Annotated in this window: 9 protein-coding genes; 5 read left to right on the plus strand and 4 right to left on the minus strand. The window is 62.2% G+C overall.

Annotation, left to right across the window (positions count from 1 at the left end; translation table 11 throughout):
• The first annotated feature begins 102 nt into the window (after positions 1-102).
• The 4 genes from FHT29_RS08565 to FHT29_RS08580 all read left to right on the plus strand — a co-directional run bounded on the left by FHT29_RS08565 (position 103) and on the right by FHT29_RS08580 (position 5,200).
• Positions 103-1,119 carry an iron ABC transporter substrate-binding protein gene (locus FHT29_RS08565; RefSeq protein ID WP_092577297.1) on the plus strand — a complete coding sequence of 339 codons (1,017 nt, stop codon included), beginning with the start codon at positions 103-105 and terminating at the stop codon, positions 1,117-1,119.
• Between the two features lie 237 nt (positions 1,120-1,356).
• Positions 1,357-2,904, plus strand: coding sequence for an iron ABC transporter permease (locus tag FHT29_RS08570; RefSeq protein ID WP_208865056.1), 1,548 nt, complete (start codon positions 1,357-1,359; stop codon positions 2,902-2,904).
• The gene (locus FHT29_RS08575; protein WP_037200863.1) at positions 2,901-3,962 is read left to right on the plus strand and encodes an ABC transporter ATP-binding protein; all 1,062 of its coding nucleotides are present in this window, start codon (positions 2,901-2,903) and stop codon (positions 3,960-3,962) included. The genes FHT29_RS08570 and FHT29_RS08575 overlap by 4 nt, the downstream gene beginning before the upstream one ends.
• A gap of 68 nt (positions 3,963-4,030) precedes the next feature.
• The gene (locus FHT29_RS08580) at positions 4,031-5,200 is read left to right on the plus strand and encodes a M20 aminoacylase family protein (protein WP_047560066.1); all 1,170 of its coding nucleotides are present in this window, start codon (positions 4,031-4,033) and stop codon (positions 5,198-5,200) included.
• Between the two features lie 101 nt (positions 5,201-5,301).
• Here FHT29_RS08580 and FHT29_RS08585 read toward each other — a convergent pair whose 3' ends face one another.
• The 4 genes from FHT29_RS08585 to FHT29_RS08600 form a co-directional block, all read right to left on the minus strand.
• Complete coding sequence (locus tag FHT29_RS08585) at positions 5,302-7,089, minus strand: adenine deaminase (protein ID WP_047559876.1); 1,788 nt, start codon at positions 7,087-7,089, stop codon at positions 5,302-5,304.
• Entirely contained in the window at positions 7,086-8,009 is a 924-nt protein-coding gene (locus FHT29_RS08590; RefSeq protein WP_047559879.1) for a nucleoside hydrolase, read from the minus strand. The genes FHT29_RS08585 and FHT29_RS08590 overlap by 4 nt, the downstream gene beginning before the upstream one ends.
• 137 nt (positions 8,010-8,146) lie before the next feature.
• Positions 8,147-9,535 carry a M20/M25/M40 family metallo-hydrolase gene (locus tag FHT29_RS08595; protein WP_047559882.1) on the minus strand — a complete coding sequence of 463 codons (1,389 nt, stop codon included), beginning with the start codon at positions 9,533-9,535 and terminating at the stop codon, positions 8,147-8,149.
• A gap of 343 nt (positions 9,536-9,878) precedes the next feature.
• Positions 9,879-10,295, minus strand: coding sequence for a MarR family transcriptional regulator (locus FHT29_RS08600; protein WP_037200902.1), 417 nt, complete (start codon positions 10,293-10,295; stop codon positions 9,879-9,881).
• Between the two features lie 436 nt (positions 10,296-10,731).
• Here FHT29_RS08600 and polA point away from each other — a divergent pair, with 436 nt between their 5' ends.
• Positions 10,732-13,734, plus strand: coding sequence for a DNA polymerase I (gene polA / locus FHT29_RS08605; protein WP_047559885.1), 3,003 nt, complete (start codon positions 10,732-10,734; stop codon positions 13,732-13,734).
• Positions 13,735-13,917 lie beyond the last annotated feature (183 nt).

The following is a 13,917-nucleotide window of genomic DNA, read 5'->3' on the forward strand; positions in this document are numbered from 1 at the left end:
GTGATAAGCAGGGCGCGAGTGTAAACTTGAAAATAATTCTCAGGAAAAATATACGCTAGCGGCATCGCTGCCGGGGGCGGCGACTTTCAAGCGAGAGGACTTATGGCTTTTTCCTTTTCTCACCTCACCGGCGCGCTGGCGCTTGCAGCAGGCCTTGCCGTTGCTCCGATGGTGGCGAATGCCGCCGATTCCGAAGGCATCGTGGTCTACAATGCCCAGCACGAGACGCTGACGCAGGCCTGGGCGGACGGCTTCACCAAGGAAACCGGCATCAAGGTCACGATCCGCAACGGCAGCGACATGCAGTTCGCCAACCAGATCATTCAGGAAGGCGCCGCTTCCCCCGCAGACGTTTATCTGACCGAGAACTCTCCGGGCATGACGCTGGTCGACGCCAACAAGCTCTTTGCCCCGGTCGATGCCGCCACGCTCGGCCAGGTGCCGGACACCTTCAAATCCGCCGATGGCAATTGGGTCGGCGTTGCCGCCCGCTCGACGGTTTTTGCCTATGACAAGACCAAGCTGAAGGAAGGCGACCTGCCGAAGTCGATGCTCGATCTGGCCGATGCCAAGTGGAAGGGCCGCTGGGGCGCTTCGCCGGCCGGTGCCGATTTCCAGGCGATCGTCAGTGCGTTTCTCGAGCTGAAGGGCGAGGATGCCACGCGCGCATGGCTGAAGGCGATGAAGGCAAACGCCAGCTTCTACAAGGGCAACAGCGTCGCGATGAAGGCCGTCAATGCGGGCGAGATCGAAGGCGCGGTGATCTATCACTACTATTGGTTCGGCGATCAGGCCAAGACCGGCGAAAACAGCAAGAACGTTGCCCTGCACTATTTCAAGAACCAGGATCCGGGCGCATTCGTCAGCATCTCCGGCGGTGCGGTTCTGGCCTCCAGCCAGCATCAGAAGGAAGCCCAGGCATTCCTGAAGTGGATCACCGGCAAGGGCGGTCAGGCCGTACTGCGCGACGGCGACTCCTATGAATATGCCGTCGGCATTGGCGACGCTTCCAATCCGAAGCTGGTGCCGCTGACGGACCTGCAGGCACCGAAGGTCGAGCCCTCCAAGCTGAACAGCAAGAAGGTCACCGACCTGATGACGGAAGCCGGGCTCATCTAAGGCAAATGCCCGGATCGAGACGCCTTTCCGCGGTTTTCGGATAGGCCTATCCCGACCTTGGCTCTTGCATCACCGTCGCATGCCCTGCTAGGGGCATGCGATGGCCTTCAGGTCGGTCGATCTGGCAATCGCCTTTCAACGGCGGTTGCCTTCCCATTTCAGGGCGTGAAAGGCAGCTAGGACTTGCTGCAGAAGAACACATATGCCGCGCCGGCCGGTGAGGCCGCCGCTACGCGAATGCCCCAGTTGACGGCTGCTCCCCGCAGTCGCGTTCGGCATGCTTCCGTCGTCGCTTTCGCATCCGTCGTTGCCCTCATGAGCCTGGTGCCGCTCGGCTTTATCGTCTGGATCACGATCGATACCGGCTGGGCCGAAGTCATCGCGCTGATTTTCCGCAATCGTGTCGGCGAACTGCTCGTCAATACCGTCCTGCTCGAGCTCTGCACCATCCCGCTATGCATCCTGCTGGCGGTAACGCTCGCCTGGCTGACGGAGCGCACCGATATCCCCGGTGCCCGCATCTGGTCCTGGCTGGCTGTCGCGCCGCTTGCGGTGCCCGCCTTCGTGCACAGCTATGCCTGGGTCAGCCTCGTGCCGAGTATGCGCGGGCTGTGGAGCGGCGTGCTGGTATCGGTGCTTGCCTATTTTCCATTCCTCTATTTGCCGGTCGCGGCAGCCCTGCGCCGGCTGGATCCGGCGATCGAGGATGCTGCCGCCTCGCTCGGTCTCGGCCCTTGGCGCGTCTTCTTCCGCGCGGTCCTGCCGCAGCTTCGCCTCGCCATCTGCGGCGGCTCGCTGCTGATCGGGCTGCATCTCCTGGCGGAATACGGCCTCTACGTGATGATCCGCTTCGACACCTTCTCGACCGCGATCGTCGATCAGTTCCAGTCTGCCTATAATAGCCCTGCCGCCAATATGCTGGGCGGCGTTCTCGTTTTCTGCTGCCTGCTGTTGCTCGGCATCGAGGTGTTGGTGCGCGGCAACGAGCGTTATGCGCGCGTCGGTTCCGGCGCCGCGCGCCCAGCCGATCGTCGTCGTCTGGGCTGGTTCGTCATTCCGGCCATCGTGCTCCCGGTCTTGACCGCCGCGTTGACGCTCGGTGTTCCCTTTGTGACGCTGGGGCGCTGGCTCTATCTCGGTGGTGCCGGCATCTGGCGGATCGATACCGTCGGCTCTGCCTTGCTGCAGACAATCGTTTTGGCGATTGCAGGCGGCCTGCTGGCCACGATAGCTGCGGTCCCCATGGCGTGGCTGTCGGTGCGGGCGCCCGGACGGCTGCAGCGCATCCTCGAAGCCTGCCACTACTATGTCGGCTCGCTGCCGGGCGTCGTCGTTGCCTTGGCTCTGGTCTCGATCACTGTCCGGTTGATCCTGCCGCTCTACCAGACATTCGCCACGCTGTTGCTCGCCTATGTCCTGCTGTTCCTGCCGCGTGCGTTGGTCGGCCTGCGCGCCAGCATCGCCCAGGCGCCGGTCGAGCTTGAGCGCGCAGCCATGGCGCTCGGCCGCACGCCTGCCCAAGCCGTGCGGCAGATCACCATGCGCCTGGCCGCGCCCGGCTTTGCTGCCAGCGTCGCGCTTGTGGCGCTCGGCATCACCAACGAGCTGACGGCGACGCTCATGCTGTCGCCCAACGGTACTGAAACGTTGGCGACGAAGTTCTGGTCGTTGACCAGCGAAATCGATTATGTCTCGGCCGCGCCCTACGCCTTCATGATGGTCGTGCTGTCGCTGCCTCTCACTCTTCTCCTCTATGTGCAATCCAAGCGGACGGCCGGACAATGACCTTTCTGGCGATCAAGAATATCAGCAAGCGTTATGGTCCGGTGCATGCGCTCGACGGCATCGAACTTTCGGTGGCCGCCGGCAGCCGCACGGCGATCGTCGGTCCCTCCGGCTCCGGCAAGACGACGCTGCTGCGCATCATCGCCGGCTTCGAGATTCCGGATGAGGGCCAGGTGATGCTGGAGGACCAGACGCTGGCGGACGGGCCGGCCATCGTACCAGCGCATCGCCGCGGCATCGGCATCGTGTCACAGGATGGCGCCCTGTTTCCGCATCTGAGCGTGGCCGAGAATGTCGGCTTCGGCATGGAGCGCGGCGCGCAAGACCGTGATCAGCGGATCAATGCGCTCATCGACATGGTGGAGCTCGATCGCGGCATGCTCGATCGCCGCCCGCATCAGCTCTCCGGCGGCCAGCAACAGCGTGTCGCTCTCGCGCGCGCCCTTGGCCGTAAGCCGAGGCTGATGCTGCTCGATGAGCCCTTTTCTGCGCTCGACACGGGTTTGCGTGAAAACATGCGAAAAGCGGTCGCCCGCGTGCTGCAGATTGCGGGCATCACCGCGGTTCTGGTGACGCACGATCAGGTGGAGGCGCTATCCTTCGCCAACCAGGTAGCGGTTCTGCGCGACGGCAGGCTGATACAGGCGGGAACCCCGCAGACGCTCTACCTCAATCCAAAAGACCGCGAGACCGCTATCTTTCTCGGTGACGCCATCGTGTTGCCGGCGGACCTTGGCAATGACGCTGTCTCGTGCGTCTTGGGGCGTATTCCGGCTGATACCAATGGTCGGCAGGGGCGTGCAGACATTATGCTGCGACCGGAACAATTGCGCCTCAGTGTTGTCGCTGATGCCGGCACGGAAGCCGTTTGCATCGGCAAAGTCACCGACATTGAATTCGGTGGCGCGATCTGCACGGTGACGGTTGTCCTTTCCAACGCCAATGGCTTGGAGACGTTGAACATCAAAAGTTCTGGTGTCGGCTTGCCAGAGATCGGCAGCGTGGTCTCCGTTACTGTCCTCGGCAAGGCGCACATCTTCGACAAGCTCGGCGCTTGAGCATCATTTGAGTTGAAGTCGCGGGAGCTTTGGGGAAGATAGAGCGCCCCTATGCCGAAGGAACGCTCATGTCTTTGCTCGATGAGATCGCTCAGGATCTCCCATTCCTGACGTCGCTTCGTCATAACCTTCACGCCCATCCCGAGCTTGGCTTCGAGGAGGAACGCACCAGCAGCATCGTCGCCACTTTGCTGGAGGAGGCGGGTCTGACGGTGCATCGCGGCCTCGGCAAGACCGGTGTGGTCGGCACGCTGCAGGTCGGCAACGGCACCCGCCGCATCGGCCTGCGCGCCGATATGGATGCGCTGGCCATGCCGGAAAAGGGCAACCGAGCTTACAAGTCCACCATTCCCGGCAAGATGCATGCCTGCGGGCATGACGGCCATACGACCATGCTGATCGGTGCCGCCCGCCATCTGGCCGCCAGGTGCGGCTTTTCCGGCACGGTGCATTTCATCTTTCAGCCGGCCGAGGAAGGCCGTGGCGGCGCCAAGCGCATGGTGGACGAAGGCCTCTTCGATCTCTTCCCCTGCGATGCCGTCTATGGCCTTCATAATATGCCCGGTCTCGACGTCGATGAAATGGCTGTCGTCGAGGGCCCTCAGCTCGCGTCTTCGGATAGCTGGCGCATCACCTTTCGCGGCACCGGCACCCACGGCGCCAAGCCGCATCTCGGCAAGGATCCGATCACGGCCGCCGCAACATTTCTGTCTTCGCTGCAGACCATCGTCGGCCGGGTCGTCGATCCGCTTCAGCCGGCCGTCGTCAGCGCCTGCTCGCTGCAGGCGGGTGATCCCAAGGCGCTGAACGTCATTCCCGATACCGTCGATATCGGCGGCACGGCGCGCGCCTATACGCCAGAGGTTCGCGATCAGCTCGAGCAGGAGATCGGACGCCTGGCGCAGGGCACGGCGGCCATGTACGGGATCGCGGTCGATTATCAGTTCGAGCGCCGCATTCCCCCAGTCGTCAACAATGCTGATGCCACCGCGCGGGCGCTGAAAGCCGCGACTGCCGTCTTCGGCGAGAAGGTGTTGACGCGCTTCCCGCCTTCGACCGCCGGCGACGATTTCGCTTTCTTCGGCCAGAATGCTGCGGGCTGCTACGTCTGGCTCGGCAATGGCCCGGCGGTCGACGGTGCGCTGCATCACAACACGGCTTATGATTTCAGCGATGATGCGATCGCGTCGGGCGTGGCATTTTGGACGACGCTGGTGCGGCAGGAGTTGGGGGAGTAAGGCGAGGGTCTTTCTTCTAACTGAAACGCCGAGTTTGACGAGCCTGTGACACCCGTCCGCAAACGCCTAGCTGATGCCGGCTCTCATCTGATGGATCGAGCCTAAACCGCCCCAAGCACCGGCGTCTCCAACACCCGTCCAGTCGCAACGTCAGCAATCCCACGATCCGTCTGGTGCGGTCCGGCATTGCAGGCGAGCGTTGCGCCGAAGCAGGCCTTGAAGACGAGGTAGGGCGGGCTCCAGTCGACGATGGCGTCGATCGCCTCGCGGATGGCGCGGAAGGCGTTGGCGGTTTCCTCGAGCGGCGCATCGCTCACCAGCCCGGAGAGCGGCAGCGGCAACAGTGCCTCGATCCTGCCGTCGCGTGCGACCGCCAAGCCGCCGCCGGCAGAGATGACGGCATTGGCGGCAATTGTCATGTCGCGGACATTGCCGCCGAAAACCGTCAGGTTATGGCTGTCGTGCGAAACCGTCGTGCAGAAGGCACCGCGCCATTCGCCCCAGCTGGTCAGGAAGCCGATGCGCGGCCGGCTGTCCGCCTTACCGTGGCGATGGGCGACTGCGAGCATGGTGGTTCCAGCGGGTGGCACAACGAAGCCATCAGCCACCTCGGCCTCCATCGTCCCCCATTGCGTGAAGCGTGGCCGATCGATGGTCGCAAGCCGTATGCGGCTGCCCGTCGCCGGGACGCGGAAATCGTCCTCGCCAAGTGGCGTCAGCTTGATGGAATCGCGCAGCAGCTCAGGATCGATCTCGGCGGTCGCGCCGACAATCCGGCCCGCCTCGGCGGCCAGCGTGCCGTTGGTGATCACAAGCCTTGCCTTGAAGCTCTCTAAATCTTCGAACAGCACGATATCGGCACGGCGTCCGGCCGCGATCAGGCCGAGGTCGTTCCGTCCGAGCCGCATGGCGCCATTCAAGGTCGCGGCCCTCAGCGCCCATTCGGGCTTCAGCCCATAGCGCACCAGACGGCGCATGACGTCATCGAGGCCGCCGTCGTCATGGAGTTCGTCGGGAAAGACATCATCTGTGCAGAGCGTCACGGTCTGCGGCAGAAACCCCAGCTCGTTGATCGCTTCGACGAATTGCGGCATCAGATGGTCATGCGAACCGCGCAGCTCGATCGTCAGGCCCGCCGACAGCTTGGCCAGCAGATCGGCCCCGGATGTGAGCTCATGGTCCGAGGTAATGCCGGCCGACATGAAAGCGTTGAGATCCGCGCCCTCGAGGTTGCGGGCATGGCCGCAGATCATTTTGCCCGAATGCAGCCCGGCATTGACGATCGCGCTGGCACGCGGATCGCCGCTGATCACTTCGCGCATGGTCATGACTTCCGCGATGCCGCCGATCTCAGGCCATGCCAGCATCTCGGTCATGTCGGTGCGGTCGAAATCGGCGCCCGCCAGCTCGAGCCCCGGCGCCGAAGGCACGCAGGACGGCGCCAGCGGTATCACACGGATCGGTAATTGGCGGCTCGCGTCGATCGCCCAGCGCACGCCTTCCAGCCCGTGCACATTGCCGAGTTCGTGCGGATCCCAGACGATGGTCGTCACACCCCGCGGCAACACGGCCTCGGTGTAGATAGCCGGCGTCACCATGGAGCTTTCGATGTGCATATGCGTGTCGATGAGGCCGGGCGACAGGAAGCGTCCTTCAGCGTCGATCGTCCGCGCCGTATCGGTACGGCTGCCCGGCGCATGCACGCTTGCAATCAGTGGGCCGACGATGCCGATATCGGCAGCGCGGATGCGGCCGGTCACCATATCGACAAGGCGGCCGCCGGTGATCAGCAGATCGAAGGGTTGATCGCCTCGGGCGGCTGCGACCGCCCGGGCTCGCAGCTCGGGGACGTTCAGATCGGCAGGCTCGTTCGCTAAATCGTTGATCATCGGCCGGCCTCCTGAAACAGGGCGTCGAATATGATGGAGCGTGCCTTGTCGGCGTCGATCTCGGCGGCGAAATGGGCGTTGAACTCAGCATGCGAGGCACGCGTTTCGACGACGGCGCGCCCGCGCGTATGCTGCCCCTGCAATTCGACGTCGATCCGTGCATGCCGAAGCGTTGCCATCTCGGGCGCAACGAAAATGGCCGCCGCCGTCGGGTCGTATAGTGCCATGGCCTGCCGGCCGCGGCTGATAGCGATGTTGACGTAGCCTTCCAGAAGATCGGCGAGCAGCTGCGCCTTTTTGCCGGCCGTCTGTCTGAGACGGGCGACGTCCTCGGGCCAGGCCAGCACCTTCCGGCAGATGTCGAGATCGATCATCCGAAGCGGCATATCATGTGCCAGCACGATCGCCAGCGCCTCGGGATCGGCAAAGGCGTTGAACTCGGCAGAGGCGGTGTGATTGCCCGATGTGACGCCACCGCCCATCCACGTCAGTTCATTGATGCGTGCGGCGAGCTCCGGCCTGGCGAGCGCCACGGCGGCGATATTCGTCAGCGGACCAAGCGCGAGGATGCGTTTCGGCCCCGCGCCATCGGCAAGCCAATCGCAGAGCGCGGCAAAGGCATTGCTGATCGGAAGTGGATCGGCCGGCGGCAGGCTCCTGCCTGATGTAGGGATGCCGCTTTGGCCGAGGATCCCCTGCGCCGTTTCCAGCTTGCACAGCACAGGCAATTCGCGGCCGGTATGGATAGGGAATTCCCAGCCGAAGACGGCGGCCGCACTCGCCGCATTGGCACGGACATGGGATAGCGGCGCATTGCCGCTTACCAGCGAAACGCCGTCGATGACGAGATCAGAATGCGCGACCACCAGAATGGCGGCGATGTCATCGAACCCCATGTCGGTATCGATCCAGATTCCCATGTTTTATCTCATCGATCGTGGCCAAAGGACGCGAGGGCAGGCTTGCGGCCGCTCGTCCTTGGATGATGGCGTAAACGCCATCGAGGCGGGAATGGGTGCGGGACGCGCAAGGTGGCATGCGCGTCCCGGTCGATTGATCAAACGGCGAGCGCCTCGAGGATGCGGATCCAGGAGCGGATGCCCTTGTGGTAGGAGCGCAGCTCGTATTTCTCGTTCGGCGAATGGATGCGATCGTCGGAAAGACCGAAGCCGATGAGCAGCGATTCCATGCCGAGCATCTTCTGGAAATCGCCGACGATCGGGATGGAGCCGCCCATGCCGATGACGATGGCCGGCTTCGGCCATTCGTTTGAAAGTGCAGTCTTCGCCTTGGTCAAAGCCGGTGAGTCGTAGGAGAGCTGGATGGCCGGCGAGCCGCCATGCTCGTGGAACTCCACCGAGCAGTCTGCCGGGATCTTGGAGCGCACATAGGCCCGGAAGCTTTCGCGGATCGCAGCCGGATTTTGCTGGCCGACGAGACGGAACGAAACCTTCGCCGATGCCTTCGCGGCGATCACCGTCTTGAAGCCGGCACCGGTATAGCCGCCCCAAATGCCGTTGACCTCGGCCGTTGGCCGCGCCCAGGTGAGTTCCATCACCGAACGGCCCTTTTCGCCCGAGGGGATCGAAAGGCCCACTTCGCCGAGAAAATCTTCGGCTGAAAGCCCCAGCTTTTCCCAGGAGGCCTTGATGTTGGAGGGCGTCTCCTCGACGCCGTCGTAAAAGCCTGGGAGCGTTATGCGCCCGGTCTCGTCATGCAGGCCGGCGAGGATATCGGTAAGGATATGGATCGGATTGGCGGCAGCGCCGCCAAAGAGACCCGAATGCAGGTCGCGGTCGGCTGCGGTGATGGTGATCTCTTCGCCCACCAGCCCGCGCAAGCCGGCCGAAATCGCCGGCGTATCGCCGTCCCACATGCCGGTGTCGCAGACCAGGGCAAAATCCGCCTTCAACTCGGCGGCATTGGCCTCGAGGAAGGGCTTGAGCGAGGGCGAACCGGATTCTTCTTCACCTTCGAATAGAATGGTGATGCGCACCGGAATTCCGCCCTTGGTCTCCTTGTAGGCGCGCACGGCTTCGACGAAGGTCATGAGCTGACCCTTGTCGTCGGACGTGCCGCGGCCGGTCAGGATCTTGCGGCCGTTGCCCATGTCCTTGATCTCGGGCGCGAAGGGGTCGCTCTCCCACAGCTCGATGGGATCGACCGGCTGCACGTCGTAATGGCCGTAGAAAAGCACATGCGGCGCGTCGGCGCTGCCGGCATCGTGATGGGCCACCACCATTGGATGGCCGGGGGTGTCGCGTAGCGAGGCGGTGAAGCCGAGAGAGTTGAGATAGGTGACCAGCCATTCCGCCGCCTTGCGGCATTCCGCCTTGAAGGCCGGATCCGTCGAGATGGATTTGATGCGCAGCAGCTGGAAAAGATTGTCGAGGCTGGATGGGAGGTTTTGGTCCGCGCGATCGAGAACGGGCGTTAGATCGGTCATATCCGACTCCTTACATGAGAATTCGCCGGACGATAGACCAAAGCCCAGCCGGTTTCGAGGCGGTAAAACCGAAAATTTCCAGCACATTCCCGTGTCTGTCGGCAGTCGTTCTTATCTGATTGGTTGCGTATGTAGTTTACAAGTTTTTTAGATAATTGAAATTAATCTCAATCCGGAAGAGTATTCCAGAGAGCGAGATGTTTTCAGTACCTGCATGCATTCGCGACGACCATGACATCGGGCTGATTTTCGTCGCTGTCTGCCTGATAGGCAGACTCGCCACCATGCTCCTCCTCGGGCCGAGCAGCTGGCCTCTGGCCCTGGAAAAAGTCGAAGCCCAAGCCTAGAGGTGCCTGGAGTTTTCCAGGATGCGCCGGATATATTCCAGGAGCAGCTCGCGCTCGAAACTGCGGAAATCCTTTAGAAGGTCCGTGTCGGCAGCCATTGCGGCCTCGATGGCCTCAGCCTGTATGGCGGCGGCCTTGTCGGTCAGAAAGATCAATTGCGCCCGTTTGTCGGAGGGATGCGGCCGACGTTCCACCAATCCGTCGCGCTCCATGCGGGACAGCGTATTGGCCATGGTCGCCTGCTCGATATCGACCCTCTCCAGCAATTGTTTCTGTGTCAGTCCGTCCTCGGACCACAATTCAAGAAGGATCGGAAACTGGCCGGGAGAAAAACCAAGCTTAGCCGCGCGTTGTTGTAACGCGCGAGCGAATCCCTTTGCCATTTGACTGGCGAGGTAGGCCGCGGAGTCCATCCGATTAAATCCCATGATTGCAAGTATGCCGATAATTCAAAACCAAGACAATCAGCAAATCTTGGGTGGGGACGGGTCTGAGATCGGCAACTTCGCCGAAGCTTTTTACACGCTTTAGGCGCAGTTTTCTTAACGAAAAAGCCGCCATGGCCTGGAGGGCACCATGGCGGCTTAGAAAAGGGCGGACAAAGGCCCGGAGAGGGGATAGGCCTTTGTCCAAGTCTGACATGGCGGGGGACAGGCCGGGTGTCAGACCCTCGGCGTAACAATCGCCGGTGAGTATGATTTGTGATTTCAAATATGGTTTTTCAAGGGAATCTGCAGATTAGATTGATTAAAACTTAGTAACGTTTCGGTGAGAGATTTGGCCCCTCGCGACCTCTCGAAATAGAAGTTTATATGGACGTTCCAGGTGCGCCACGCTATCCATGCTTCCATGAAAAAAGGTGATCATCTCTTCCTCGTCGACGGTTCCGGCTTCATTTTCCGAGCCTTTCACGCCCTGCCGCCGCTGACCCGTAAGTCCGACGGATTGCCTGTCGGCGCCGTCTCCGGTTTCTGCAACATGCTGTGGAAGCTTTTGACCTCGGCGCGCGATACATCGGTGGGCGTCACCCCGACGCATTTCGCCGTGATCTTCGATTATTCCTCGAAGACCTTTCGCAAGGAAATTTTCCCGGACTACAAGGCAAACCGCTCGGCCCCGCCGGAAGAGCTGATCCCACAATTTGGCCTCATCCGTCAGGCGACCCGCGCCTTTAACCTGCCCTGCATCGAGACTGACGGCTTCGAGGCCGACGACATCATCGCCACCTATGCGCGCCAGGCCGAGACCACCGGCGCCGATGTCACCATCATCTCGTCCGACAAGGACCTGATGCAGCTCGTCACTCCTGCGGTCCACATGTATGACAGCATGAAGGACAAGCAGATCGGCATTCCCGATGTCATCGAGAAATGGGGCGTGACGCCGGACAAGATGATCGACCTGCAGGCCATGACCGGCGATTCGGTCGACAACGTCCCCGGAATCCCCGGCATCGGCCCGAAGACGGCGGCGCAGCTTCTGGAAGAATTCGGCGACCTCGATACGCTGCTTGCCCGTGCCGAGGAAATCAAACAGCAGAAGCGCCGCGAGAACATCATTGCCAACGCCGATTTGGCTAGGATCTCCCGCCGGCTGGTGACGCTCAGGACCGATGTGCCGCTGGACCTTGAGCTCGACGCACTGGTCCTCGAGCCGCAGAACGGCCCGAAGCTGATCGGCTTCCTGAAGGCGATGGAGTTCACCTCGCTGACGCGCCGCGTCGCGGACGCCTGCGATTGCGATCCCGCCGCGATCGAACCGTCCGAGGTCAAGGTCGAACTTGGTGATACCGCGCATGGCCCGGATCTCGATGTCGCAGACAATGTCGAGCTCGTTGCCGGCAGCGCGGTTGTGGTCGAGGGCTCCTCCGTGCCGGCGCCGGCGGTCAAGCCGCGTTTGGCTGTCGAGGGGCTGACCGAGCCGACCGACCTTGCCAATGCGCGCGCGGCAGGCTTCGCCACCGCGCCGATCGATCATTCGAAATATGTAACCATCCGCGATATTGCCACGCTCGACCAATGGATCGCGGATGCGCGGGAGACCGGCATCGTCGCCTTCGATACGGAGACGACGTCGCTCGATGTCATGCAGGCCGAAATCGTCGGCTTTTCGCTGGCGATCGCCGACAACCGCAACGACCCTTCGGGTGCCTCCATCCGCGCCGCTTATGTGCCCCTCAGCCACAAGACCGGCGTTGGCGACCTGCTCGGCGGCGGGCTCGCCGACAATCAGATTCCGTTGCGCGATGCCCTGGCGAGATTGAAGGATCTGCTGGAGGATGTCTCCATCCTCAAGATCGCGCAGAACCTGAAATACGACTATCTGCTGATGAAGCGCTATGGCATCGAGACCAAGGCCTTCGACGACACGATGCTGCTCTCCTATGTGCTCGACGGCGGCTCCAACGCCGCGCACGGCATGGACAGCCTTTCCGAACGCTGGCTCGGCCACAAGCCGATTGCCTATAAGGATGTGGCCGGCAGCGGCAAATCCAACGTCACCTTCGACCTTGTCGATATCGACCGCGCGACGGCTTACGCCGCCGAGGATGCCGACGTGACGCTGCGCCTCTGGCTGGTGCTGAAGCCGCGGCTTACGGCGGAAAAGCTCTCAGCCGTCTATGAGCGATTGGAGCGGCCTCTGGTGCCCGTGCTCGCCCATATGGAAGAGCGCGGCATCACCATCGACCGGCAGATCCTGTCGCGGCTTTCCGGCGAGCTGGCGCAGGGTGCCGCGCGGCTGGAGGACGAGATCTACACGTTGGCCGGCGAACGCTTCAATATCGGCTCTCCGAAACAGCTTGGCGACATCCTCTTCGGCAAGATGGGATTGGCCGGCGGCAGCAAGACCAAAACAGGCCAATGGTCGACCTCGGCGCAGGTGCTGGAAGACCTGGCGGCGGCCGGTTTCGAGCTGCCGCGCAAGATCGTCGACTGGCGTCAGCTCACCAAGCTGAAGTCGACCTATACCGACGCGCTTCCGGGCTATGTTCATCCGGAAACGAAGCGCGTCCACACCTCCTATTCGCTGGCATCGACCACGACCGGGCGCCTGTCCTCGTCCGAGCCGAACCTGCAGAATATTCCGGTGCGCACGGCGGAAGGCCGCAAGATCCGTACGGCCTTCATCTCGACCCCCGGCCATAAGCTGGTTTCGGCCGATTACAGCCAGATCGAGCTGCGCGTGCTCGCGCATGTCGCCAATATTCCGCAGCTGAAGCAGGCCTTCGAGGATGGTATCGACATTCACGCCATGACGGCGTCGGAGATGTTCGGCGTGCCGGTGGAGGGCATGCCGAGCGATGTGCGCCGCCGCGCCAAGGCGATCAACTTCGGCATCATCTACGGCATCTCGGCTTTCGGGTTGGCCAACCAGCTTTCCATCGAGCGCTCGGAAGCGGGCGACTATATCAAGAAGTATTTCGAGCGCTTCCCGGGCATTCGCGATTACATGGACGGCACGAAGCAAACCGCGCGCGACAAGGGCTATGTCGAGACGATCTTCGGTCGTCGCATCCATTTCCCCGAGATCCGCTCCTCCAATCCTTCCGTGCGTGCCTTCAACGAACGCGCCTCGATCAACGCACCGATCCAGGGCTCGGCCGCCGATGTCATTCGTCGCGCGATGATCAAGATGGAGCCGGCGCTGACCGCAGCCGGCCTCGGCGATCGCGTGCGCATGCTGCTGCAGGTGCATGACGAACTGATTTTCGAAGTCGAGGATGCCGATGTCGAGCGCACGACGCCGATCATCGTCTCGGTCATGGAAAATGCGGCCATGCCGGCCGTGGACATGGCTGTGCCTCTGAAGGTCGATGCACGCGCCGCCAACAATTGGGACGAAGCGCACTGAGGCAATGTCCGGCCCGGCGAAGAGATTAGTCCTCATGGTGCGGAGGCCTGAAAGGCCGGAGCCTCGAACCAAGAGGGGGTGGGGTATTGCTACTCGGCGCCCCCGGTGCTTCGAGGCCTTGACGCTGGCGCGCCAAGGCACCTCAGCATGAGGTGGTGAGAGATCGGCGATTTGGCATCAATA

Origin of the sequence: Rhizobium sp. SG741 (assembly GCF_012275435.1) — a bacterium.
Classification (GTDB): Bacteria; Pseudomonadota; Alphaproteobacteria; order Rhizobiales; family Rhizobiaceae; genus Rhizobium; species Rhizobium lusitanum.